The organism is Paraburkholderia xenovorans (assembly GCF_046030735.1).
GTDB classification, from domain to species: Bacteria; Pseudomonadota; Gammaproteobacteria; order Burkholderiales; family Burkholderiaceae; genus Paraburkholderia; species Paraburkholderia xenovorans_A.
Genome location: NZ_JAQQBV010000009.1, coordinates 188,812 through 211,968, shown reverse-complemented (window position 1 = coordinate 211,968; position 23,157 = coordinate 188,812). Strand labels below are relative to the sequence as shown.

At 58.8% G+C, this 23,157-nt stretch carries 21 protein-coding genes, 1 tRNA gene and 1 riboswitch; of the genes, 8 read left to right on the top strand and 14 right to left on the bottom strand.

Going from position 1 to position 23,157, the window contains the following annotated elements:
* Positions 1-48: 48 nt before the first annotated feature.
* From PQQ51_RS11610 to PQQ51_RS11590, 5 genes are all read right to left on the bottom strand, one after another.
* Positions 49-999 (bottom strand): hypothetical protein, encoded by a 951-nt coding sequence (locus PQQ51_RS11610; protein ID WP_143885839.1) that lies wholly within the window; start codon positions 997-999, stop codon positions 49-51.
* Positions 996-1,913 carry a recombination directionality factor gene (locus PQQ51_RS11605; RefSeq protein ID WP_408496913.1) on the bottom strand — a complete coding sequence of 306 codons (918 nt, stop codon included), beginning with the start codon at positions 1,911-1,913 and terminating at the stop codon, positions 996-998. The genes PQQ51_RS11610 and PQQ51_RS11605 overlap by 4 nt, the downstream gene beginning before the upstream one ends.
* Before the next feature lie 41 nt (positions 1,914-1,954).
* Positions 1,955-2,950: a YqaJ viral recombinase family nuclease gene (locus PQQ51_RS11600; RefSeq protein WP_408496912.1), complete on the bottom strand. Its 996-nt coding sequence runs from the start codon at positions 2,948-2,950 to the stop codon at positions 1,955-1,957.
* Between the two features lie 72 nt (positions 2,951-3,022).
* Positions 3,023-3,991 carry a DUF932 domain-containing protein gene (locus PQQ51_RS11595; protein WP_408496911.1) on the bottom strand — a complete coding sequence of 323 codons (969 nt, stop codon included), beginning with the start codon at positions 3,989-3,991 and terminating at the stop codon, positions 3,023-3,025.
* Positions 3,992-4,099: 108 nt separating this feature from the next.
* Positions 4,100-4,441 carry a hypothetical protein gene (locus tag PQQ51_RS11590; protein WP_408496910.1) on the bottom strand — a complete coding sequence of 114 codons (342 nt, stop codon included), beginning with the start codon at positions 4,439-4,441 and terminating at the stop codon, positions 4,100-4,102.
* 268 nt (positions 4,442-4,709) lie between these two features.
* On the opposite strand from PQQ51_RS11590, the gene PQQ51_RS11585 reads away from it, so the two are divergent.
* The 6 genes from PQQ51_RS11585 (at position 4,710) to PQQ51_RS11560 (ending at position 13,756) form a co-directional block, all read left to right on the top strand.
* Entirely contained in the window at positions 4,710-7,508 is a 2,799-nt protein-coding gene (locus PQQ51_RS11585) for a class I SAM-dependent DNA methyltransferase (RefSeq protein ID WP_408496909.1), read from the top strand.
* Complete coding sequence (locus PQQ51_RS11580) at positions 7,508-9,613, top strand: DEAD/DEAH box helicase (RefSeq protein WP_408496908.1); 2,106 nt, start codon at positions 7,508-7,510, stop codon at positions 9,611-9,613. Before PQQ51_RS11585 ends, PQQ51_RS11580 begins: the two co-directional genes overlap by 1 nt.
* Positions 9,600-10,826: a GIY-YIG nuclease family protein gene (locus PQQ51_RS11575; protein WP_408496907.1), complete on the top strand. Its 1,227-nt coding sequence runs from the start codon at positions 9,600-9,602 to the stop codon at positions 10,824-10,826. The genes PQQ51_RS11580 and PQQ51_RS11575 overlap by 14 nt, the downstream gene beginning before the upstream one ends.
* Before the next feature lie 324 nt (positions 10,827-11,150).
* A complete protein-coding gene (locus PQQ51_RS11570; protein ID WP_408496906.1) occupies positions 11,151-11,969 on the top strand; it encodes a hypothetical protein in 819 nt (272 codons plus the stop codon).
* Positions 11,966-12,442 carry a hypothetical protein gene (locus PQQ51_RS11565; RefSeq protein WP_408496905.1) on the top strand — a complete coding sequence of 159 codons (477 nt, stop codon included), beginning with the start codon at positions 11,966-11,968 and terminating at the stop codon, positions 12,440-12,442. The genes PQQ51_RS11570 and PQQ51_RS11565 overlap by 4 nt, the downstream gene beginning before the upstream one ends.
* A 111-nt stretch (positions 12,443-12,553) precedes the next feature.
* Positions 12,554-13,756 (top strand): hypothetical protein, encoded by a 1,203-nt coding sequence (locus tag PQQ51_RS11560; RefSeq protein ID WP_408496904.1) that lies wholly within the window; start codon positions 12,554-12,556, stop codon positions 13,754-13,756.
* A 336-nt stretch (positions 13,757-14,092) separates the two neighbouring features.
* On the opposite strand, the gene PQQ51_RS11555 is transcribed toward PQQ51_RS11560, so the two are convergent.
* From PQQ51_RS11555 to ydfG, 9 genes are all read right to left on the bottom strand, one after another.
* Positions 14,093-14,168, bottom strand: a tRNA-Lys gene (locus PQQ51_RS11555).
* Positions 14,169-14,354: 186 nt separating this feature from the next.
* On the bottom strand, positions 14,355-15,104 hold the full coding sequence (gene ybgF, locus PQQ51_RS11550) for a tol-pal system protein YbgF (protein ID WP_408496903.1): 750 nt from the start codon (positions 15,102-15,104) through the stop codon (positions 14,355-14,357).
* A 19-nt stretch (positions 15,105-15,123) separates the two neighbouring features.
* On the bottom strand, positions 15,124-15,633 hold the full coding sequence (pal, locus tag PQQ51_RS11545) for a peptidoglycan-associated lipoprotein Pal (protein WP_408496902.1): 510 nt from the start codon (positions 15,631-15,633) through the stop codon (positions 15,124-15,126).
* Between the two features lie 32 nt (positions 15,634-15,665).
* Positions 15,666-16,958 (bottom strand): Tol-Pal system beta propeller repeat protein TolB, encoded by a 1,293-nt coding sequence (gene tolB / locus PQQ51_RS11540; RefSeq protein WP_408496901.1) that lies wholly within the window; start codon positions 16,956-16,958, stop codon positions 15,666-15,668.
* A 138-nt stretch (positions 16,959-17,096) separates the two neighbouring features.
* A complete protein-coding gene (gene tolA / locus PQQ51_RS11535) occupies positions 17,097-18,122 on the bottom strand; it encodes a cell envelope integrity protein TolA (RefSeq protein WP_408496900.1) in 1,026 nt (341 codons plus the stop codon).
* On the bottom strand, positions 18,119-18,562 hold the full coding sequence (gene tolR / locus PQQ51_RS11530) for a protein TolR (protein ID WP_408496899.1): 444 nt from the start codon (positions 18,560-18,562) through the stop codon (positions 18,119-18,121). The genes tolA and tolR overlap by 4 nt, the downstream gene beginning before the upstream one ends.
* A 10-nt stretch (positions 18,563-18,572) precedes the next feature.
* Positions 18,573-19,250, bottom strand: coding sequence for a protein TolQ (gene tolQ / locus PQQ51_RS11525; RefSeq protein ID WP_007179119.1), 678 nt, complete (start codon positions 19,248-19,250; stop codon positions 18,573-18,575).
* A gap of 155 nt (positions 19,251-19,405) precedes the next feature.
* Positions 19,406-19,894: a tol-pal system-associated acyl-CoA thioesterase gene (ybgC, locus tag PQQ51_RS11520; RefSeq protein WP_408496938.1), complete on the bottom strand. Its 489-nt coding sequence runs from the start codon at positions 19,892-19,894 to the stop codon at positions 19,406-19,408.
* A gap of 137 nt (positions 19,895-20,031) precedes the next feature.
* Positions 20,032-20,778, bottom strand: coding sequence for a bifunctional NADP-dependent 3-hydroxy acid dehydrogenase/3-hydroxypropionate dehydrogenase YdfG (gene ydfG, locus PQQ51_RS11515; RefSeq protein ID WP_408496898.1), 747 nt, complete (start codon positions 20,776-20,778; stop codon positions 20,032-20,034).
* 226 nt (positions 20,779-21,004) lie between these two features.
* Positions 21,005-21,113: riboswitch (ZMP/ZTP riboswitch) on the top strand.
* A 166-nt stretch (positions 21,114-21,279) separates the two neighbouring features.
* Here ydfG and glyA point away from each other — a divergent pair.
* Positions 21,280-22,527 carry a serine hydroxymethyltransferase gene (glyA, locus tag PQQ51_RS11510; protein ID WP_408496897.1) on the top strand — a complete coding sequence of 416 codons (1,248 nt, stop codon included), beginning with the start codon at positions 21,280-21,282 and terminating at the stop codon, positions 22,525-22,527.
* Positions 22,528-22,533: 6 nt separating this feature from the next.
* Complete coding sequence (gene nrdR / locus PQQ51_RS11505; RefSeq protein WP_091796645.1) at positions 22,534-23,016, top strand: transcriptional regulator NrdR; 483 nt, start codon at positions 22,534-22,536, stop codon at positions 23,014-23,016.
* Positions 23,017-23,157: the final 141 nt, after the last annotated feature.

Below are 23,157 nucleotides of genomic sequence, written 5' to 3'. Positions count from 1 at the left end.
TAACGTGATCGCAAGATGAATGGGAACCTGGCGCAGGACGCGCCCGGATTACGGCGTGAGGTCGGTGAGCTGGCGGCGCAGTGTCGTAGCTCTGGCCTGCGAGCACCGCAGATGCAGGCGGATGCCGGTAACGGTGGGCTTGACGATGCCAGCCTGAACGTCGCGAACGAGCTTCACGAGGTCGGTTTCCGGTTCCGTCGTCGCCGTGACAGCGGGCAGTGATTCGGACGAAACGGCGGGCGTGACTGCCGAAGGCGGGTTCAGTCGTTCCGGCGTGACCGAAGCGACGGCCTCGTGACGGGGTGCCGTCCCGGTAGTCGTGCGTGGAAGTAATGCGAGCCACCAGAGCAGACAGGCCATGCTTTCGAGGATGGCGGCGAACACCAGCCCGGCCAGTAGATCGAGTTTTGTGACCGTCAACCCACAAAGCGCTGAGAGCCGGAGCGTGACCGGATCGGCGCGAACCACATCGCGGCGCGTTTCGGCTCGATCTTCGACGGCCTGCGCCCGCCGGACTTCGCGGGCCTCGGCATCCAGTGCATCGAATCGCGCGGCTAGTCCGGCACGGCGCCCACGCAGTAGCGGACAGTCACCGAAACAACGGTGCGCATTGGCCTGAGCCAGTTGCACCGTCACCGATGCGCGATCCGACATGACTGCGGTGAGACTGCGATGCGCGGGCGTATTGGCGTCCCCCAATGGCGATACCCGAGCATCGCCCGCGTGCGACTGCGACAGCAGGAAGAACGTCGCGTGGCCGAATGAGGCTGCCGCCATGCAGCCGAGCCATAGCAGCGTACCGACACCGCGCACGGCAAGCGGCGCTGACCGGCACAGTGTGGGAAGCAGATGTGCGCCGGCAACCAGCACGATGCCGACTGCGACCCACACGAGCCGTTCCGACAGCCACCCGCCGCGCTGCCAGCCGGCCAGTACCGACATACAGATGGCAGTGCCCGTTGTCACGACTGCCAGAACGAGCGCTACGCGACGGATCATGCGGCCTTCCCGCCGAGCAGTGCGGCACGCTGATCCAGCCGGTCTTTCAGGCTAGGCGTACTGGTCACCGTGGCATTGACGCGACCAGCATCGTGACTACCGCCATCGCCGGACTCCTCCGGATAGAACTCTTCGGCAACAGCGGCGCTTTCTTCGATACTGTCCTCGAATGCACCATTGGCGAATCCAGCACGCGCAGCAGCATCGAGTGCGGTCTGGTCGAAACCTGCCGCACGGCGTCGCGCATCCAGCTCACGCGCACCGATGATCGTTGCTTCGAGCGTGCTGCCCGTGCGCACGCCGAGATCAACGTAGTAGATCGCGCTCCGGTAGCTTTGCGTGGTGGACTTGCCTCGCAGCTTCAGTTCCAGTGGCAGGCAGGCGAGCAGACCACCCGAGACTGCCGAGAAGTAGTGCAACCGTGCAGCCAACGTGCGGATCGAGTTAATCGAAGTCGTGCGGAAGCAGAAGCTCCCCATCTCGTCCTCGTCGCCGATCAGCACGTTCAACCGACCATAGGGTTTGCAGGCTCCGCCCTGGCCGAACGCGCAGCCATCTGGCGATGGGCACGGGAGTTCCTCGATACCGGCATCCGTAGCGCGGCGGCACGTCTCACCATTGCCGACACACACTGGCCGTCCGGTATCGCGATCGAAACACGAATACTCGGCGCGCAGGTTCAGATCGGGATCGTTGAACAGGAAGCGCACGGGGATCGAGCGCAGCTTGCCCGATGTCGCCTTGCGGAGTTCTTCGTTGAGCGGGTGCAGCATCCACTCTCCGCGCTGCTGCACCTGGGTTGTGAGCGTGAACTGGTCGTCCTTTTCCGGCAGACGTTTACCGTTCTTCTCGACCACACGGCCGATGGAGATTCTTCCGACAACGGGAGGCGAAATCACAAGACCCTTCAGCATGACAATGCTCCTGTGGGTAATAGAGAGATTGGAACAACGGGTCAGATAGAGACCAGAAACCGGCGCGAACCCGGTTTCGTGATGGCGTACTGCGTGGCGAACTGGGGGTGATCGGCGAGCAGCCGTTTGAGATCGACGCCGGAGCCATCCTTGCTGCGTTTGAACGACACAGAACCCGTCTCGAACTGGGCACGGTCCGCTTCGCCCATGCTTTGCACGATGGTCTGCTTCAACCGGGTTTCAAACGTCTGGCGGGTTTCAATCTCGGCTCGCACGGCGACCAGATCAGCGAAGGCCGACGAGAGGCGACGGTCATCCGTGAAATCGACCGTGCCGCCTGCACCCGGATACAGGCAGCGCAGCGCACGATCGGCAGATTCCGATCCATCGGCGGGAGGCGGTGTATCGGTTTCCACATACCGCCAGAAGACCGCTTCCAGTTCGATGAGCCGGGCGATCAGTGCGTCGTCGCGCACGATGCGATGCACGTCGAGCTTCTGGCCACACAGCAGCACGGCGACATCGGCTGCCTGCTTGCCCGTCACGGCCAATTGGTGTTGAACTTGGCACACGACGTACTCGGGAACACCGTCGCGCCAGAGTCGCGCACCAAATTCTCCCGAGGTTTTGCATTCGAGCAACTGGACATCACGATTGCCGACGACTTCGCGATCCACATTCGCGAGCATCCATGGGATGGTGGGGTGCTGGAGGACCGCATTGACGCGTCGCACTCGATTGCCCGTCTGTTTCGTGTAGGACGCCGCGACGATCGGCTCCAGAATCGTTCCCCAGTAGACGGGCTCGGTTGTATCGTCCGGATCGGGCTTTGGCAGGTTCGCATCCCTGCCTGTCTTCGTCAGCCAGAGTTCCAGCATCGACTGATACGGACTGACCCCAACAGCAGCTGCGGCATCACTTCCACCGATGCCGGATTTCCTCACTTCAAGCCAGTCCTCACGCGGCATGTCCTTCGTTTCTACGAGTCGCAATGCCGGGCGGCTGCGATGACGACCAGTGGGTTCAGGCAAAGCCATTTCGACCTCCACAAATGAAAATGCCCGGCGGGGAAGACTCTGGCCGGGCATGGATGGAAAGGAAGCGTGAATTCATGCGACAAGCCGCATGGCTTCATCAAATGCTTTCTGCTTGAGGGCGGCGCCCGTACCGAACCACGCAGCATCGCGGCGGTGATCGTCGCTGCGCGCACGGCGCTGGTGATCGACGAACTCTGTGACCGAGTTCAGCAGGCCCCACGCCGTACCAGCCGCTGAAGCCATGTCCGAGCCCTTGCCGCGGCCGGTGAACAGTGCCTGAACGGTTTTGATCGCACTGTCGTTGGTCGCGGCGACGGGCGTACTGGCGCTGGTTGTGGGGTAGGTCAGCACACGGCGCAGGAAGGTTTCGGCTGCGGTGTCGTTGACCAGACATTCACTCAGGGCTTTCATGCGGGCCATGAAGCCGTCCCACGAAGAAATTGCTATCCCGAGCTGGCGCTTGACGGCCTGTGCGTCGAACTGGCTGCGGTGCGGCACCTTGACCGCCCCGATATTGTCGCCAAGCGCAATGGCCAGCGTGTTGTTGCAGACGACGCGGACCGACGTGAATTGCGCGGTCGTCGCCAGGCTGCCATCACACGCGGTTGCAAGCAGCAGATAGCCATTCACGCGATCACAGCCTTTGAGCGTTGCGCTTTGACCGGTTTTCGCGAGCGCCCAAAGTTTCTTGCCATCTTTGAGGACCCCGGCGGTTTCCAGTTCGAACCCGCCGACCTCCGTCAAATCGCGGTAGAACTCTAGGATGGATTCCGGTTGCACTACCTGATAGCGTGACGAGACGACGGAGAGCGGCAGCTTTGTGTCCGAGCGGTAAAGCACCTTCTGCTCGGGAAATGCGTGGATCGAGCCGAGGGATGAGCCGGCCATTCCGGAGAGGAAACGTACTTCGGCTTCCTCGATGCTCCAGTCCATGCCGCACTGCTTCTTCCAGACATCGATGGGCTGGTTCGGGGCGAGCTGATTGCCCAGCCCATGCCACGGGGTGTCGCCGACATACGCCATGCTGGATACGAGATGCATTTTGCTATCCTTACTAAAATGAGTGGGAGAAATAGAAGGCAAAAATGCCTACAGCCCGAGGGGCTGTAGGCATTGAGCGAGAAGCGGGGAGCGAAGAGCGGGAGGGTGTCAGGTAGCGGACGGCTTCCTGAACGTGTGGCCGCATTCCAGGCAGGCATAGTTGTCGAGCACGCGTTCGTCGATCTGCTCTCCGACAGCGGAGCCAGCGGCACACCCCGCAGCGCCACCGAAAAGCGCGCCGAGTAGGCCTCCGGCAAGGCCGCCAAGGATCGAGCCGACTGGCCCGGCGACCAAGCCGAGGGCAGCGCCAGCTTCGGCACCGCCAAACGCTGCGGCGGCACTACCAGCGGCACCAGCGACCGTGCCGACTGCACCACCGACCTTGCGGGCCGTGTCGCGCGTCGTAGTGCGGAGGGAATTGCAGCGGGGACAGGAAAGCGAATGGGTCATATATCAGCCTCGTGAAGATTCAGGGCAAGCAGCGTTGCCCAGGCATTCCGGATGGATGCTTACGTCGGTGATATATCGATGAAATTTTTCTGGGTTTGATCGATTTTCAAGCCGAAGCGATTGCTGTCGTATTTGTCTGTCAATGCCCTGTTCAGAACGTCCAAGGTAGTGTGACGGCTCCCTAGCGCAGTCGATCACCAGCAAGTTTATTATCTGTCCCCAATATCTATTGGCATAATTGCGGATAAATACCATAGCAGCCACACACATGAACGCAGTTGAAATCGAAGCCGCTGTCTCCGAGCTGGCAGAGTCCCCTTTTGACGCTCAAGGATTCCCTTTTGCTTTCTTGGCCGCTTTTGGTAACAAAGAGACCACGATCGCCCGTCTTCGCAAAGGGGACACCAACAAATCGGACGTGCCCGGCGGCGTCCTGCAACGCAGCCACATCCACTTGGCTACCTGCGCATCTGGCAAGGTCAATGCGACGCTGAGCGCGTTGCGCGCGAGCTCGGAGACCACGAAGGGCAAGGTTAAGTTCATTCTGGCGACGGACGGCGACACGCTTGAAGCCGAGGATATGGCGAACGGCGAAACGATCGCCTGCGAGTACGCAAAGTTCGCCGGCCACTTCGGCTTCTTCCTGCCGCTCGCGGGCATCTCGACGATCAAGGAAATCAAGGACAGCGCGATCGACGTTCGGGCAACCGGCCGACTGAATAAACTGTACCTGGAACTGTTGCGTGAGAATCCGGATTGGGCGACGGACGAGCGCCGACAGGACATGAATCACTTCATGGCCCGCCTGATCTTCTGTTTCTTTGCTGAGGACACGGGAATTTTCGACGGTAGAGGTCTGTTCACGAAGACCGTCGATCGGATGAGCGATGCGGCGTTGGGCAATACGCACGAGGTGATCCGCACGATCTTCCACGCGATGAACCTATCGACCAAGGACAGCAGCGCCCGTGCGGACGCAAAAATCCCGGGGTGGGCCGATGCGTTCCCGTACGTGAACGGCGGCCTGTTCGGTGGCAGCAACAAGGTGCCGCGCTTCACGCGCATGGCAAGGCAGTACCTGCTTCACGCCGGCAATCTCGACTGGCACGAAATCAACCCCGACATCTTCGGATCGATGATTCAGGCGGTCGCCGACGATGAGGAGCGCGGCGCGCTCGGTATGCATTACACGAGCGTTCCGAACATCTTGAAGGTGCTCAATCCACTGTTCCTTGACGATCTGCGCTCCCAATTGGAAGCCGCTGGTGACAACAAAGCCAAACTGCTGAACCTGCGCAAGCGCATGGCACGGATCCGTGTCTTTGATCCAGCGTGCGGTTCGGGCAACTTCCTGGTCATCGCGTACAAGCAGATGCGTGAGATCGAGGCCGAAATCAATCGTCGTCGAGAGGAGCCTGATCTACGGTCGGCCATTCCTCTGACCAACTTCCGTGGCATCGAACTCCGCAGTTTTCCCGCAGAGATTGCTCGTCTCGCGCTCATCATCGCTGAATACCAATGCGACGTGCTGTATCGAGGCCAGATGCAAGCGGTACAAGATTTCCTCCCGCTCGAAGCGGAGAACTGGATCACGACCGGTAACGCGCTTCGTCTCGACTGGTTGTCGCTTTGCCCGACTGCTGGGACAGGCGTAAAGGTAGTCTCGGATGACCTCTTTGAAACGCCACTCGATCAGCCTGAAATCGACTTCGAAAACGAAGGAGGGGAAACCTATATCTGCGGTAACCCACCGTACAGTGGTCAGTCTGAAATGTCAGACCGTGAAAAGGACGATCTAGCCGCTGTTTTCGCCAGATCGAACGTTCAGTGGAAGTCTCTGGACTATGTGTTGGGGTGGTTCCAGAAAGCGACGGAAATTTGCTCTGGGGGAAGTGCCGATTGTGCGTTCGTGTCTACAAATTCGATCTGCCAAGGTCAACAAGTCGCGATTTTTTGGGAACCCTGTCTTGCGATGGGAGTCAGGATTCACTTCGCACGCACATCGTTTAAGTGGAAAAATCTCGCCCGTAATAACGCTGGGGTTACTGTCGTTGTTGTCGGTATTTCTGCGCGGGCGTCCAAGATAAGGCTGTATGAAGAAAGCGAAGCAGATAGTCCATCTGAGAGGTTTGTAGATTATATTGGCCCATATTTGGTACCCAATACTGAAACGATAGTGCATAAGACTAATATGCCTCTGAACGGGCTGCCTCCAATGGATTATGGGAGCAAACCGGCCGATGGAGGAGGGCTGGTGATAAAGTCATCCGACTACTTGTCCATCAATGACGATGCCGTAAAGACGTTCATCAAGCCTTATTTGGGAAGTGACGAATATATTGACGGAAAATCTCGATATTGCCTTTGGATCCCTCCTAACAAGGCGAAAGAAGCAAGTATGCTGCCGTTCGTCCGCGCTCGATTGGAGATCGTTCGGCAGTTTCGAGCAAACAGCAAAAAGGACAAGACCCGGGAGCAGGCCGAAACTCCATATGCCTTCTCGGAAGTTCGTCATGGCGAAAGCGATAGTGAGAACATCCCGCTAATAGTCCCCATCCATACCAGTGAAAATCGTAGTGCTTTACCAGTGGGCGCACTGATCAGAGGTGCTGTTGTATCTAATGCCGCTTTCGCACTCTATGATGCTCCGCTTTGGAGTATGGCTCTTATTGCCTCTCGACTTCATCTGGTTTGGATTGCAACCGTCTGTGGCAAGCTTGAAACCCGGTATCGCTATTCCAACACGTTGGGTTGGAACACCTTTCCGGTCCCCACACTCACGGAGCAGAACAAAGCTGATCTGACCGAATGTGTGGAGAACATCCTGCTTGCTCGAGAAGCGCACTTCCCGGCGACGATCGCGGACCTTTACGATCCGGACGACATGCCGGAGGATTTGCGTCGTGCCCATGAGCGAAACGACGAAGTGCTTGAACGCGTCTACATTGGGCGTCGGTTTCGCAACGACACCGAGCGACTGGAAAAACTGTTTGACCTATACACGAAGATGACGTCGGCGGAAGCGAAGCCGGCCAAGAAAACCATTCGAGCACGGAAGACCGCGTAATGAGCAACGGAGAGACCAAACGCTATTCGATTCCGACCGTTACCATCAAGACGGATCGGACGGGGGCGTCCAGCAAGTCGAACGCATTGGGTATGCGTCCCATGCAGGAACGCGCCTACGCCAAACGGGGTGAGCAATATCTGCTGATCAAGTCGCCACCGGCCTCCGGCAAGTCGCGTGCGTTGATGTTCATCGCGCTCGACAAACTGACGAACCAGGGCGTCAAGCAGGCGTTGATCGTGGTACCCGAGCGCTCGATCGGCGGTAGTTTTGCCGACGAACCGCTGTCCATGTACGGCTTCTTCGCCGATTGGATTGTGAGGCCGCAGTGGAACTTGTGCAACGCGCCCGGGGCGGACGACGTGAGGGTGGCACCGTCCAAGGTCAAGGCCGTCGGCGAGTTCCTTGCTAGCGACGACAAAGTGCTGGTCTGCACGCACGCCACCTTCCGCTTTGCCTTCCAGGAACTTGGACCGGCCGCCTTCGACGATCGGTTGATCTCGGTGGACGAGTTCCACCACGTCAGCAGCGACCAGGACAACATCCTGGGCCGGCAGTTGACCGAGCTGATTCAGCGGAACAAGGTACACATGGTCGCCATGACTGGCTCCTACTTCCGTGGCGACGCTGAGGCCGTGCTGGCACCAGACGACGAAGCACGCTTCGAGACGGTGACGTACACCTACTACGAGCAGTTGAACGGCTACGAGTACCTGAAATCTCTCGACATCGGCTACTACTTCTACACTGGCCCGTACTTGGACTCGATCACGGGTGTGCTCGATCCGTCGTTGAAAACGATCGTGCACATCCCGAACGTCAACTCGCGCGAGAGCCTCAAAAGGAAGCACCGTGAGGTCGAGGAGATTATGGACAGCCTCGGCACTTGGAAAGGCACCGATCCCCAAACGGGCTTTCATCTGGTTGAGTTACCCGAGGGCCGCGTGATCAAGGTTGCCGATCTGGTGGACGACGGCGACGGCCGTTCTGCCGTTCTGTCCGCGTTGAAAGACCCTAAGCAGAAGAACAACCGCGATCAGGTGGACATCATCATCGCGCTCGGCATGGCGAAGGAAGGCTTCGACTGGATTTGGTGCGAGCACGCGCTGACCATCGGTTACCGCAACAGCCTGACCGAAATCGTTCAGATCATCGGTCGTGCCACCCGCGACGCACCGGGCAAGGAAAGCGCACGTTTCACGAACCTGATCGCGGAACCGGATGCGTCCGAGGACATGGTGGCCGATGCGATCAACGACACATTGAAGGCGATCGCCGCAAGCCTGCTCATGGAGCAAGTTTTGGCCCCGCGTTTCGAGTTCACGCCCAAGAACGCTGGCGAGCAACCCGGTTTCGACTACGGCCCCGACGGCTACAAGGACGGCCAATTCAACATCGGCGTGAACCACGACGACGGGCGTGTGCACGTCGAGGTCAAGGGGCTGGTCGAACCGAAGTCCGAGGAAGCGGCGCGCATTTGCCGCGAGGACATCAACGAAGTGCTCGCCTCATTCGTGCAGAACAGCAAGACGCTCGAACGCGGTTTGTTCGACCACGACAACACGATTCCTGAGGAACTGACGATTCTTCAAATGGGAAAGATCGTGCGCGAGAAGTACCCACACCTGGAAGAGGACGACCAGGAAGCCGTGCGCCAGTACGCGGTCGCTGCCCTGGCCTTCACGCAGAAGGCAAAGCAGGTTGAAATGCTTGCTGCCGATGAAGCAACCGACGACGGCACGCCGAAAGCGAACCTTGCCCTCATTGAGGGGGTTAAGCAGTTTGCGATGAGCGTCAAGGAACTGGACATCGACCTGATCGACCGAATCAACCCGTTCGACACCGCCTACGCGATTCTTGCGAAGGCGATGGACGAGAAGACTTTGAAGCAAGTGCAAGCCGTGATCGCGGCACGCAAGATTAACATCCCGATCGAGGAGGCGCGCGACCTGGCGAAACGGGCTCTGGCGTTCAAGCATGATCGTGGTCGCCTGCCGGACATCAACGCTGCCGATCCGTGGGAGAAGCGCATGGCCGAAGGCATCGCAGTTCTTGCCCGCTTCAAGGCTGCCGAGAAGAGGAAGGAAGGCAATGGCAACGCGTAAAAAGAGCCAAGTACGGGACGACGTGTCCGACGACGACCTGCTTGAACAGTTGGGCATCTCGGTTGAGGTCGAGGTAACGGGGGGGCGTACGGCCCGGGAGGAACGCATCATCGCCGGTTTCGAGGAGATCCAGGGTTTCGTCGACCAGCACGGCCACGCGCCTCGTCACGGTGAAGGTTTGGACATTTTCGAGCGTCTTTACGCGGTTCGTCTGGATCAACTACGCCGCAACACGGCCGCGCTTGCACTGCTTGCAACGTTCGACACCCAAGGTCTCCTCGCAGAGTCGGCTGGCGAGGTCGTCGTCGACCCGGACCAACTGGAGGACGATGATCTGCTCGCGGAACTCGGGGTCGAGCCGCACGGTGACGAAGACATCACAGTACTTCGGCATGTTCGTTCCGCCGCGGAAAAGACGGCGGCTGAGCAAATCGCGGACCGTACGCCTTGCATCGACTTCGACAATTTCAAGCCTCTGTTCGACGATGCCAAGGCCGGACTGATGGACGGCACCTGGGAGTCTCAACCGTTCGCCCAAGACTCTGAAATCAAAACAGCCAATATCCAGCAGGGTGATTTTTTCATTCTGCAAGGGCAAATTGCCTATATCGCCCATCGCGGTGAAGCGATTCGAACGTCCGTTGGTGATAATCCAGATGCGCGGCTTCGCGTTATTTACGACAACGCAACGGAAAGTGATCTGTTGCTACGCTCATTCCAGAAAGCGATCTACCGCGACGAGACACCGCGCCGCTTGCGCAAAATCGAAGTCGGCCCGCTATTCAGCGGCGACTGGGAGGACGGTGATGTGCAGAGCGGTACGATCTACGTGTTGCGTAGTCTGTCCGACGAGCCACTCATTGCGCAATATCGCCAGTTCATCCACAAGATCGGCGTTACTGGCGGCAGGGTCGAAACCCGCATAGCCGGTGCTGAAAACGACCCGACTTACCTATGTGCGCCAGTTGAAGTCGTGGCGACTTACAAACTGGCGGGTGTCAATCGCACGAAGGTGGAGGGATTGTTCCATAAGGTATTTGCCAGTGCACAGTTCGATATGACTCTGCCTCCGCGTTTCGGTGAACCGGTACGTCCGCGGGAGTGGTTCTTGGTGCCATTGTCTGTTATCGACGAGGCTGTTCGGAGTATTTTGGACGGGACGATTTTGAACAAGGTCTATGACCGAGATACAGGAAAGCTCGTGAATAGATGAACATGCTTGGCTGCTACCGATTTCGCGAACGCTCAATCGACGTGAGAAAATGACGTCATTTGCGTGAAAGTCACGACTATCACAGGAGTTCTGACTCGATGTCTGCAACGGATATGAATGCAGTGCAAGAGGTACGCTTTTTATCTCGCATGCGACACCTGAGGACAGGGGCATTACCGTTGTGCTGATAAACTGATGCCCTCATCTGAGAGTCGATGAGTTTAATTTTTTGGTTCAAGTAAATTAAAAATCAAAATTATGCGACGAGGCCGTTATTATCTTGGTCGGGTCATCAAGATGGGGACATTAGACCAAGAGCGTCTGATGGATGCCATCTCGAATGCGGCGACGATCGCAGTCGGTAAAGCGCGCTGGACTATCACCAACGTTTTAGACAAACGAGGTGAGAACTCCCCATTTATTTTTGGGCGACTTTCAAAATTCTCCGATGAAGGACATGTAAAGCTTGTTGACATCAAAAATCGACATGAAATTGATGCAATCGCAGAAAATCTTCTTATTGCAAGCGCCAATTTTGTATATCTTCCGAAATATTCGGGTTTGGCATACATGCACGTCTGGAATCACGTTGAGGCGGATGTTTTTGCGCGTAGATTCAAAGAAATTATCGAGGCAACGTACGAAAATTTCTTTGTCGGGTGTTCCGTTGAGGCGGTATCGGATTACCGTACATTTGGTGTAAAGCTGCAAGGACTTGAGCGTATCCGCGAGCTATCGGCACGAGTTCATCCTCCCAATCCACTTTTTGGCCGTTTGTGGGGGTCTCTTAATAACTACGTGGCGCAACGAAATGCATCCGAGGTTATTTTAAAAGAGACTCAGGATTCTGGAGCAGGGCTGGTGACAAAAATTGCGGAGCTGGTAACTCGCATTTTGGAAAATTCCAATTACCAACCCGACTTCGATGTCGCAATTGGTGATGCGGCTGTATTGATGGCGGCAGATGGGTATGGCTCAGGTCGAGTTGTTGGGGAGCAAGAGGGTGAGGAAGTCACTATCCGTACATCGGATGCCCAGAAAACCTTCCTATTCTCGAAAGAGCCCGTGCCTAATGACTTGGCTGAAGAGGCTGAAAAGCATTTTCGTCGAACAAGCTCAGAACGGGATATGAGGCATCCATGAGGATAATATTGGAGATCGCGCGGACATTTTTTATTTCTCTAGAATTCCCATTGGTGATTGCCGGAGTTGCGATTCAGTGTGCCCTAGGAAAGAAGATCGATCATCTCTTGTCAGGGGTTAACATCTCTGATGATCTATTCAAGTGGGCGATCGCTATACCTAGTGCTCTTTTGTGCTGGTCGTTAGTGTCAGGCCGGAAACTGCTGTTCCCGGAAAAAGATAAAAGCAGTATCTTGCAAAAATGGCAGGATTACTGGAGATTGAAGGTGTGCTTCCATGTCGCATTGGCATGGAACTTGATTTTTATGCTTATTTCCATATATGCATGGATGGGCGACTGGAAGCATCCATCATCGCTCCATGTTGTTTCTCTTGTAATATCAATTGCCGGGTCTGCGATTTGTACCTTTAGTATCTATAACGCGCAGACCCGCGTGGAGGAGGAAGTTTCGCAATATGCGGGAAAATCGTGATTCGCAATAAGACCTATCATTTCTAGTGCGAGGTAGTCAGAGAACGATCGTTTTTTCTCGGTGTGTGGCTGGCACTACCGGACCGACATGGTAGGAAAATAAGAGGATCGGATGAGACTCATTAGCACGAGTGCGGAACTAAGTAAGCAACTGAAACGGCTTGTAGGGAAGTATTCCTGCATCGCTATTGCAACGGCTTGGGCGTCGGGAGAAACTGAGGTCTTCAAGTCACTGGTGCGAAACGAAGAGCGGATTGTTCAAGCCGTCATTGGCACGCACTTCTACCAAACGCATCCTGACGTTCTCGATCAATTCGTGGGGTCGCAGAAGGTGAGATTCATGCTGCAACCTGACGGAGTGTTTCACCCCAAGGTCTATCTCTTCTGGAGCGATGATGCTTGGGAGGTTGTCATTGGTAGTCCGAATCTTACTGTAGGAGCCTTGACGAAGAATACAGAGCTATCGGTTCTCGTCAGTAGCAGTGACGGCCAACCCACACTGAAGCAGGAAATAGCTGAGGTCATTTCCCAGTATTGGTGTGAGGCCCAGACGGTTCATCAGAGTGAGGCTGACAGCTATCGTAAGTTGTGGAAGCTCAAAGCGCGTGACTTGAAAAAGGTCGCGGACATCTTCGGCGACAGGGCGACATCGAAACCAGCAGTGCAGTCCAAAGTGATGTCAATGGAGTGGGAGGATTATCTGGCTGAAGTCAAGAAGGACAAATATCACGGATTCAAGGATCGGCTTGCCTTGCTCAAGGAGATTCGGGAATATTTCCAGACTTACAGCCACTTCAACGACATGGATCTTGGAGTACGAAAAGGGATTGCCGGGCTTCCCAGTAAAGTGAATGCCATCGAGAATTGGGCATGGTTTGGCAGCATGAAAGGGGCAGGCACTTTCGCAGGTCAAATTAATGCTGGGAACGAAGCTTACTCGCGAGCCCTTGATGAGATTCCGCTGGAGGGGGAAATCAGCAAGGGGCATTACGATGCCTATATCGGGCACTATTTGGCGGCATATACGGGCGGTGGTCATGGTCTTGCAACGGCTACCAGACTGCTTGCAATGAAACGGCCTGACATCTTTCTGTGCGTTGACGCCCAGAACAAGCGAAAGCTTGCGGAGGACGTTGGCCTTGAGAAGTCCGATCAGCTTGACTACGAACGGTACTGGGAAGAAGTGGTTCTTCGCATCATGGAGTCGCCGTGGTGGCAGTCCCCTGAGCCTTCTGACCGTCTAGGACGGGAAGCTTGGCATGCTCGCGCGGCTATGTTGGATGCCATCTTCTACGAAGGGAAGCAGACGGTATAAGCAACAAGGATAGTCTTCGACTAGACCCAGCTTTGACCAGAGTGAAGGTTTTTGAATCAGTCGCAGCTTTCGAGCTTGGCCGTGTAAGCGCGCAGCGGACAACCGATTTGCACAGCACGCAAGTCCAATCGGGGTTCAGCCCTGGTCCGCACGGGAGAAGTGGGCATCAGCGTGCGGCTTATTTTCCTCGAAGAGGGGAAAATTGGGGAGGTGCCGTATGCAGCTCAATGGATTGAGATTGATTCGTGCCGACCTGAAATGCCTACACGGTGCCTACATTTGACCGTAAACGAGAAAAGGGTTACATGCACATGGCATGTAACCCTTTGATTTCTTTGGTAGGCCGTACGGGATTCGAACCTGTGACCAACGGATTAAAAGTCCGCTGCTCTACCAGCTGAGCTAACGACCCAAAAGAGAAGCGAGATTATAGCGATAACGCGTAGGGGCTGTCAACCCGCCAACAGTATCCAGTTTCACCGGCACTTCATTCACAGCACTTCAGATAGTGAAAAGCCCGGGACATGACTCCCGGGCTTTTCAGCGAGAGGCGCGCGTGACTATGAAATCGGACACTGCGCGTTACCGCGAACTACCACTACTTGATCTGCGACAACTTGCTTTGAGCCGATTGCGCGACATCCGAGCCGCTGTATTGCGCGACGATCTGCTCGAGCGTCTTCTTGGCCGCAGCCTTCTGACCTTGCTCGAGCTGATTGTTGGCAATCGCGAGCAGCGCTTCCGGCGCTCGCGGATGCTGCGGGTAGTTCTTCACGACGCCTTGCCACGTCGCCGTCGAACCCTTGTAGTCGCGCAGTGCATAGAGCGCGTTGCCGAGCCAGTATTGCGCGGTCGGCTGGTAAGGGCTGTTCGGATACTTGGAGATGAACGTACGGAACGACGCCGCGGCATTCTTGAAATCGCCGCTGCGGAATTGCTGCGAAGCCGCGTTGAACGAATCGGTCTCACCCGGCTGCACTTCGCCCTGGACGCCGTCCACCGTCTGTTGCTGCGGCTCGAATTTCTTCAGCCGCGTGTCCAGATCGGTGTAGTAGTCCTTCTGCTGCTTTTGCACGGTGGCCAACTGGTTGGCCATGTCCTCGTTCTGCCCACGTAGCGTCGCGACCTGCTGATTCAACTGGTCGAGACGATTGGACTGATCGAGGATCGTGCGCTGTGCCGCCGACAACTGGCTCGACAGGCTATCGGTCTTCGAACGCAGATCGAGGATCGCCTGACGGGCCTGATCGTCGTCGAAGATACCGGCGTGCGCCGGCACAGCCGCGAAGGCCGTGCCCGCGACGCAGGCCGCTGCGGCAAACCGCAGCCAGGAGAAACGATGCGTCATTCGGCTCATCACTCGTTACTTACTGTTGGTAGGCGAGGTCGGCGCGGCGGTTTTGTGCCCACGACGATTCGTCATGACCGTCGGCTTGCGGCTTTTCCTTGCCGAGGCTCACGGCTTCCATTTGCGAGTCCGGCACGCCCAGCAGCGACAGCGAACGGCGCACGGCTTCAGCACGCTTCTGGCCGAGTGCCAGGTTGTATTCGCTCGTGCCGCGCTCGTCGGTGTTGCCCTGGATCAGGACGTGACGTTGCGGATGGCTCTTCAGGTATTGCGCGTGTTGCGACAGCAGCGATTGATAGTCGTCCTTGACCGAGTAGCTGTCGAAGTCGAAGTAAATGCTGCGCTTGGCAAGCGGGCTGTTCGGATCGTTCAGCGGATCGACGTTGACCTGTGCGACATCGGTCGGGTTCGGTTGCGTGCTGACTGCGCCGCCCTTGTTAGCGTTTTCGTCGAGCTTGACGCCCGAGTGACACGCGGCCAGCGCACCGACCATCAATACGGCAAATGCGAAACGAAGTTTTGACATCATTTGGTTACTCTCCTTGTGTTGTTGCATGAACGTTATTGCATAAACGGGCCCCAGGACGGCTCGCGTACGCTGCCGCCCTGAACGGACAGGACCTGCCGAGTACGACCGTCGGTCGATACTGCGGCCAACACGCCACGGCCGTTCACCTGTGTGGCGTAAAGAATGTACTGACCGTTCGCCGCGAAGCTCGGCGATTCGTCACGTGTCGTGTCCGTCAGGCCCGTGGCGGTTCCGCCTTGCAGGTCCTGGATGTACAGCTTGAAGCCGCCGCCGACGCGCGAAATATACGCGAGCTGCTTGCCGTCCGGGCTTACGCGCGGACTGGTGTTGTAGCTGCCCGTGAACGTGACGCGTTGCGCGGCGCCGGCGTTTTCGCCTTGGGCCGACATCTTGTAGATCTGCGGCTGACCGCCGCGGTCGCTCGTGAAATAGATCGATTGGCCGTCAGGAGAGAAGGCCGGTTCGGTGTCGATCGAGCTGCCTTGCGTGAGGCGACGCAGGCCGCTGCCGTCTGCATTGACCGCGAAAATCTGCGTGTTGCCGGTGCGCGAAAGCGCGACGGCCAGCGTGCGCCCGTCCGGCGACCACGCCGGCGCACTGTTGTTGCCCTTCTGGTCCGATACGACCACACGACGGCCCGTGGGCAAATCGTGGATGTAGACGATCGGCTTCTTCTTTTCGAACGAAACGTAAGCGACCTTGGTGCCGTCAGGCGACCATGCCGGCGAGATGATCGGCTCGGGGCTCGACAACGCGATGTGCGCGTCCTGGCCGTCCGAATCGGAAATCTGCAACTGATAACGGCCGCCGGTCTTGATCACGTAAGACAGACGCGTTGCGAACACGCCGCGCCCGCCCATCAGCTTCGCGTAAATGTAGTCCGCGACCTTGTGCGCGCTCATGCGCAAGCCGCTTTCCGGACTCACCAGCACGAGGCCGCCGAGGCTCTCGCCCTTGACGGTGTCGTACAGCTTGAAGCGCACTTCGTACTGGCCGTTCGGCAAGCGGTTCACGCTGCCCGACACGAATGCGTTTGCACCCTTGGCCTTCCAGCTGCCGAGGTCGACGGAATCGGTTTCGGAAACCGGCGTGCCGCCCGCGTCGATGTTCGTGAATTTGCCGCTGCGCTGCAAATCCTGACGCACGATCGTGCTGACCTGCTGTGGCGAGTTCGCTTCATTGGCGAAATTCGCCGTGGCGATCGGAAACTGGGTGGACCCGACGCCCGTCACGAGGACGTTGAGTTGTGCGTTGGCGGCGCCGCCGACGGCGATCAGGCACGACGCTACAAGTGTCCGCAGGCCTAGCTTGGTCATCAAACTCATGCTGTATGGATTCCCCAAAAAACGGTTTTACTAACACTTCACGACAGCAGACAGACCCGCCAAAGTTCAATTCGTTCCCGGGGGCGCCACGCTGGGCGGGGCGCCGCGTCTGCTGTCAACGGCTGCCGACGACTGGAATCAAGGCGCCGGGCGCAACGTAATCAGGAAGCTGGTGGGCGCCTTGCCGTTCACGTCCAGAGGCATTTGCTCCGTACGATTGACGGCCCGTAGCGCCGCCGCGTCCCACGCGGCGTTTCCGCTGCCGCGCGAGATCGACGCGCTCAGCAACGTACCTGTCGGCGAGCAGCGTACTGAAACCACTGTTTCCAATCCGCTTGTTTCGCCGCCCCAGCTAACGTTCGGGAGCACGGCGCGGCGCACCTTGTCCGCATAGCCCGGCGACGTCGCCGTGCCACCCGATCCGCTTCCGGTGCCGCTCTTGCCAAGCCCGTCGCTGCTGGAACTCGTGCCGCCGGCCGAACCTTGCATCATCTGCGCAAGGCGCGCGCGACGTTCCGTGTCGAGCTTCTTCGCTTGCGCCGCGGCATCGGCTTGCGCCTTGGCCTTCGCCGCCTTCTGCGCGTCGGCCTTCTTCTGCGCATCAGCCTCGGCCTGCTTTTGCTGCTCCTGCTGCTGTTCCTTCAATTGCTGCTGCTTCTGCTGCTCGGCCAGTTGCTGCTGTTTCAGCTTCTCTGCCTGCTGCTGTTGCTGTTGTTGCAACTGTTTCTGCTTCGCCGCCGCTGCCTTCTGCGCGGCGAGTTGCGCGGCCTGGTCGGCGGCCAGTTGCTGCTGACGTTTCGCTTCGGCTTCCTGCTGGGCCTGCAGTTTCTGTTGACGCTGCTGCTCCGCGAGTTGCGCCTGACGCGCGGCTTCCTGCTGCTGGCGTTTCTTTTCCTGCAGCGCGATGTCGGCCTGCTCGTCCGGCACCGGCGGGGCGGGGGCCACGGGGATAGGCGGCGGTGGCGGCTGACGGGGGATCGCGGTGTCAGGCACCTCGGTCCAGAGCTCGGCTTCCGCGCCCTCAGGTGTGCTGTTTTGCCACTGGATGCCGTGATACAGAAAGAATCCGAGCAGCGCGTGCATCACCAGCGCGAACGCGAAGGCTCGCCCGGTGCCGCGTTCACGCGGCGGTTGTAGCGGATATTCGGAATTCTTGCGGATCATTGCGATTTGACGAGCAATCCAACGCGCTTGACGCCACGGGCTTTCAGCTCGGACATCACGTTCATCACGACTTCGTACTTCACGGTCTTGTCGGCGGCGATCACGACGGGCTGGTCGGGATGCGACTGCGCACGGTCGGCGATGAAGCCGTTCAGATCGGCCTTCGTCATGTCTTCCTGCTGCTGCGCGCCGGCGTCGTCCTTGTACTTGACGCTCATGTTGCCGTCCGCGCGAATGTTGACGATCACGGGCGGCGTTTGCTGTTGCGGCGCGGCGCCGCCGACGGTCGGCAGATTGACGATCGACGGGGCGACCAGCGGCGCGGTCACCATGAAGATCACGAGCAGCACGAGCATCACGTCGATGTACGGCACGACGTTGATGTCGGCCATTGCGCGGCGTTGACGGCTGCCGCGCATGCTGGAGGAAGAGCCTGCCATCGTGGACTCCTTACTGTGCCTGACGCTGCAGAATATTCGAGAACTCTTCGATGAAGGTCTCGAAACGGATCGCCAGACGGTCGATGTCGTGCGCGTAACGGTTATAGGCGACCACGGCCGGAATCGCAGCGAACAGGCCGATTGCGGTGGCGGTCAGCGCTTCGGCAATGCCCGGCGCAACGTTCGCAAGCGTTGCCTGCTGCACGTTGGCGAGGCCGCGGAATGCATTCATGATCCCCCACACCGTGCCGAACAGACCGATATACGGACTGACTGAACCGACCGACGCGAGAAACGCCAGATTGGCTTCGAGCACGTCCATTTCGCGCTGGAACGCGGCGCGCATGGCGCGGCGCGCGCCGTCGAGAATCGCGCCCGGATCGTTCAGGCGTTTTTCCTTGCCCTTCAGGAATTCGCGCATGCCGGATTCGAAAATCCGTTCGAGCGCGCCGATCGTGTGGCGGTTGTTCGCGGCGCTCTGGTACAGCGCCTGCAAGTCGCCGCCCGACCAGAAATCACGTTCGAAGCGTTCAGTTTGCGCGCGCGCCCGGCGGATCGCAAACCACTTGCGGAAGATAAAGGTCCACGATAACAGCGACAACAACAGCAGCAGCGCCATGACGGCCTGCGCCAGCAGGCTCGCATTGAGTACGAGAGAAACGATCGACAGATCTTGTGTAGTGTTCATAAAGGTTCGTTTTAACGTCCCGGAAGGGGGCGTCCGGCTGCAAGGTCGTTCGAAGCTTGCCGTGAGCAAAACGGAAGCGTCGGCGATATTGCAAGCCGAACCATGCTTTGTGTTGCTTGATCGTTACGAGTTCACTGGCCCCGTAACAACGGGGTTCAGTCGTTGTTCGTTGACAGGCCGAGGTTATCGATGTTGCCGACACCTGGCCCGCGCCGCAAAGCGGCTAGCGTCGTGGCAGGAATCGGGGTCGGCCGCAGCGCGTTGCTATCGACGCATCCGATCCGGATCGAACCGGTAGCAAGCAGTGTGCCGTCCCGCCATGCTTCCTGCACGAATTCGATCGATGCGCGGCCAAGACGTTCGATTTTGCTCACGATCTGGATCAAGTCATCGAGCCGGGCAGGCGCGCGGTAATCGAGCGCGGTGCCGCGCACAATGAACAGTGCGCCGGTTTCGTCCGCGAGCCGCTTCTGGTCGACGCCACATGCGCGCAGCCATTCGGTGCGCGCCCGCTCGAAGAATTTCAGGTAGTTCACGTAAAACACGATGCCGCCGGCGTCGGTATCTTCGTAATACACGCGGATGGGCCACGTGAAGCCGATTTCCGTGCCGGGCTGGCTGGGCGACATATTCATGCGGCGCATTTTACCGGAACGCACACCCGCAGGTCTGTTTCAAGATGTGCGCCCCGCCTGACGGGCCTCAGCGGTAATTGAGCCGGGAATTAGGCCGCAATTCAGGCCGCTCGCGCTGCAACTCAGGTCGCCATTCACGCCGCGCTTCAGCCCCGGTGGATCGCCAACCCCGCGAACGATTGAGCCACCGGCATCAGTTCGATCGTGTTGATGTTGACGTGCGCCGGACGCGTGGCGATCCAGTAGATCGAGTCGGCAATATCCTCGGCCGTCAGCGGTTGCACGTTTTCGTACACTTTGCCGGCTTTTTCGTCGTCGCCGCGGAAGCGCACGTTCGAGAACTCGGTGCCGCCGCACAGCCCCGGCTCGATGTCGGTGACGCGCAGCGCGGTGCCGGCGAGGTCGGCGCGCAGATTCAGGCTGAACTGGCGCACGAACGCTTTGGTCGCGCCGTAAACGTTGCCACCCGCGTAAGGCCAGCGACCGGCCACGGAACCCAGGTTGAAGATATGCCCGCGATTGCGCTCAACCATGCCCGGCAGCAACGTGTGCGTAACCTGCACGAGGCCCGTGCAGTTGGTCTCGATCATCGTGCTCCACTCGTCGAGACTCGCTTTTTGCGCAGGCTCCACGCCAAGCGCGAGGCCCGCGTTGTTGACGAGCACGTCGATGCCGGCAAAATCGGCCGGTAGCGAGGCCGGCACCGCCTCTACAGCGGCGCGGTCGCGTACGTCGAGTTCATAAGGCAGAAGCGAGTCGCCGAGTTCGTCGGCGAGTTCTTGCAGCCGGTCCTTGCGCCGTGCAGTGGCGACGACCCGATGGCCGCCCTTGACGAAAGCGCGAGCGATAGCGGCGCCGAAACCCGCGGACGCTCCGGTGACGAACACAATCATTTCAGTTCCCTGGTCGGTTGGAGAGAAAGGCCCCAAGCCTACTTCCAATGCGGCGCTGCGGCAAGGATGAACCAGCCGTACGGGCAGTTGCGGCAGCGGCGCCGATCCGGCTGCTGGAACGGCTTCGTCAGACGTTTGCAAGGCGCTTGCAGAAGGCCGGCGACCGGCGCCGCGGGCGGCAGGAAGCCGGTTGCCTATTCGATCCTCTTCCAATAAACTAACGCGCTCATCCCTGCGTGACTGGCGATAGAACCGATTCAACCAATCGGATTCAAGGTGGAACAACCCACCGTGAAGCGCAGGGTGCCGTTTTGCCGTTCGCCTGGGCAGCCGTGATCCGCGCGCATCGATCTGCGCTGACGGTGGCTGTCCTGCCTCGCGTGTGCGGCGACTCTCCATCCGCCACGTCAGGGCTGGCCCAGCCGCCAGCAGCGCCGCGTACCCTCTACGCAAGATTCGGCGCACGATCCGGTCAACCTGAACCCATTCAACGGAATCCGTATGTTTGACAGAGCCCAAAGCACCATCGCCAACGTCGATCCTGAACTCTGGAAAGTCATCGAGCAGGAAAACCGCCGTCAGGAAGAGCACATCGAACTGATCGCGTCGGAAAACTACACGAGCCCGGCCGTGATGGCTGCGCAAGGCTCGCAACTCACGAACAAATACGCTGAAGGCTACCCGGGCAAGCGCTACTACGGCGGCTGCGAGTTCGTCGACGTTGCCGAGCAACTGGCGATCGACCGCGTCAAGCAACTGTTCGGCGCCGAAGCCGCGAACGTGCAGCCGAATTCCGGCTCGCAGGCCAACCAGGGCGTGTTCTTCGCGATGCTGAAGCCGGGCGACACGATCATGGGCATGAGCCTCGCGCACGGCGGTCACCTCACGCACGGTTCGCCGGTCAACATGTCGGGCAAGTGGTTCAACGTAGTGAGCTACGGCCTGAACGAAGCCGAAGACATCGACTACGACGCCGCCGAGAAGCTCGCTCAGGAACACAAGCCGAAGCTGATCGTGGCCGGCGCGTCGGCCTTTGCGCTGCGCATCGATTTCGAGCGCCTGTCGAAGATCGCCAAGTCGGTCGGCGCGTACTTCATGGTCGACATGGCTCATTACGCCGGTCTGATCGCCGCGGGCGTCTACCCGAATCCGGTGCCGCACGCCGATTTCGTCACCACCACCACGCACAAGAGCCTGCGCGGCCCGCGCGGCGGCGTGATCCTGATGAAGGCCGAGTTCGAGAAGCAGATCAACTCGGCTATTTTCCCGGGCATCCAGGGTGGTCCGCTGATGCACGTGATCGCCGGCAAGGCCGTTGCGTTCAAGGAAGCGCTGTCGCCGGAATTCAAGTCGTATCAGCAGCAAGTCGTCGAAAATGCGCGCGTGCTGGCTGAAACGCTGGTCAAGCGCGGTCTGCGTATCGTGTCGGGCCGCACCGAAAGCCACGTGATGCTGGTCGACCTGCGCGCGAAGAAAATCACCGGCAAGGCAGCGGAAGCTGCTCTTGGCGCTGCGCACATCACGGTCAACAAGAACGCGATCCCGAACGATCCGGAAAAGCCGTTCGTCACGAGTGGCGTGCGCCTCGGCTCGCCCGCCATGACCACGCGCGGTTTCGGCGTCAAGGAAGCCGAGCAGGTCGGCAACCTGATCGCGGACGTGCTGGACAACCCGGAAGACACGGCCACGATCGAACGCGTGCGCGCGCAGGTCGCTGAGCTGACCCAGCGCTTCCCGGTCTACCGTTAAGCCGCCATGCATTGCCCCTTCTGTCGTCACGCCGATACGCAGGTTGTCGATTCGCGCGTATCCGAAGACGGCGCGACGATCCGCCGGCGCCGCCGCTGCCCGGCCTGCGACAAACGTTTTACGACGTATGAGCGGGTCGAGCTGGCGTTGCCGTCGGTCGTCAAGAAGGACGGTAGCCGTACGGAATTCGATCGCCGCAAGATCGTCGCGAGCATGCAACTGGCGCTGCGCAAGCGCCCGGTTGCGGCGGACGCGATCGACGCGGCGGTTGCCCGCATCGAGTATCAACTGCTCGGCAGCGGCGAGCGCGAGGTGCGCAGCGAGCGCCTCGGCGAACTCGTGATGAACGAGTTGCGTGCGCTCGACACGATTGCCTATGTTCGCTTTGCTTCTGTCTACCGGCGCTTTGAAGACGTCTCCGAATTCGAAGACGTGATCGAAGAATTTCGCCGCGCGTCGTCCCCTCCCAAACCTCCCCGCAAGCGCTGAGTGCCGGCGCGCGCCGGGCTGCGTGCGAGTTGTCTCATCCTGTTGCATTCCATCGCTCATTCGCATCGTCGCTCCAGTTCAGGTTCGTCACGCGTGCATTTTTGCGCGAGATAACGTCTGAGCGCCACCTGGCCATTCGGC

Bases quoted from the DNA above. Each gene is read 5' to 3' on its own strand.
- tolB (WP_408496901.1), bottom strand. From the start codon at position 16,958: ATGAGTTTGATGACCAAGCTAGGCCTGCGGACACTTGTAGCGTCGTGC.
- PQQ51_RS11585 (WP_408496909.1), top strand. From the start codon at position 4,710: ATGAACGCAGTTGAAATCGAAGCCGCTGTCTCCGAGCTGGCAGAGTCC.
- ydfG (WP_408496898.1), bottom strand. From the start codon at position 20,778: ATGATTGTGTTCGTCACCGGAGCGTCCGCGGGTTTCGGCGCCGCTATC.
- PQQ51_RS11610 (WP_143885839.1), bottom strand. From the start codon at position 999: ATGATCCGTCGCGTAGCGCTCGTTCTGGCAGTCGTGACAACGGGCACT.
- PQQ51_RS11600 (WP_408496912.1), bottom strand. From the start codon at position 2,950: ATGGCTTTGCCTGAACCCACTGGTCGTCATCGCAGCCGCCCGGCATTG.
- ybgF (WP_408496903.1), bottom strand. From the start codon at position 15,104: ATGACGCATCGTTTCTCCTGGCTGCGGTTTGCCGCAGCGGCCTGCGTC.
- PQQ51_RS11565 (WP_408496905.1), top strand. From the start codon at position 11,966: ATGAGGATAATATTGGAGATCGCGCGGACATTTTTTATTTCTCTAGAA.
- PQQ51_RS11595 (WP_408496911.1), bottom strand. From the start codon at position 3,991: ATGCATCTCGTATCCAGCATGGCGTATGTCGGCGACACCCCGTGGCAT.
- nrdR (WP_091796645.1), top strand. From the start codon at position 22,534: ATGCATTGCCCCTTCTGTCGTCACGCCGATACGCAGGTTGTCGATTCG.
- PQQ51_RS11605 (WP_408496913.1), bottom strand. From the start codon at position 1,913: ATGCTGAAGGGTCTTGTGATTTCGCCTCCCGTTGTCGGAAGAATCTCC.
- glyA (WP_408496897.1), top strand. From the start codon at position 21,280: ATGTTTGACAGAGCCCAAAGCACCATCGCCAACGTCGATCCTGAACTC.
- PQQ51_RS11590 (WP_408496910.1), bottom strand. From the start codon at position 4,441: ATGACCCATTCGCTTTCCTGTCCCCGCTGCAATTCCCTCCGCACTACG.
- PQQ51_RS11580 (WP_408496908.1), top strand. From the start codon at position 7,508: ATGAGCAACGGAGAGACCAAACGCTATTCGATTCCGACCGTTACCATC.
- PQQ51_RS11575 (WP_408496907.1), top strand. From the start codon at position 9,600: ATGGCAACGCGTAAAAAGAGCCAAGTACGGGACGACGTGTCCGACGAC.
- PQQ51_RS11560 (WP_408496904.1), top strand. From the start codon at position 12,554: ATGAGACTCATTAGCACGAGTGCGGAACTAAGTAAGCAACTGAAACGG.
- tolQ (WP_007179119.1), bottom strand. From the start codon at position 19,250: ATGAACACTACACAAGATCTGTCGATCGTTTCTCTCGTACTCAATGCG.
- pal (WP_408496902.1), bottom strand. From the start codon at position 15,633: ATGATGTCAAAACTTCGTTTCGCATTTGCCGTATTGATGGTCGGTGCG.
- tolA (WP_408496900.1), bottom strand. From the start codon at position 18,122: ATGATCCGCAAGAATTCCGAATATCCGCTACAACCGCCGCGTGAACGC.
- PQQ51_RS11570 (WP_408496906.1), top strand. From the start codon at position 11,151: ATGGATGCCATCTCGAATGCGGCGACGATCGCAGTCGGTAAAGCGCGC.
- tolR (WP_408496899.1), bottom strand. From the start codon at position 18,562: ATGGCAGGCTCTTCCTCCAGCATGCGCGGCAGCCGTCAACGCCGCGCA.
- ybgC (WP_408496938.1), bottom strand. From the start codon at position 19,894: ATGCGCCGCATGAATATGTCGCCCAGCCAGCCCGGCACGGAAATCGGC.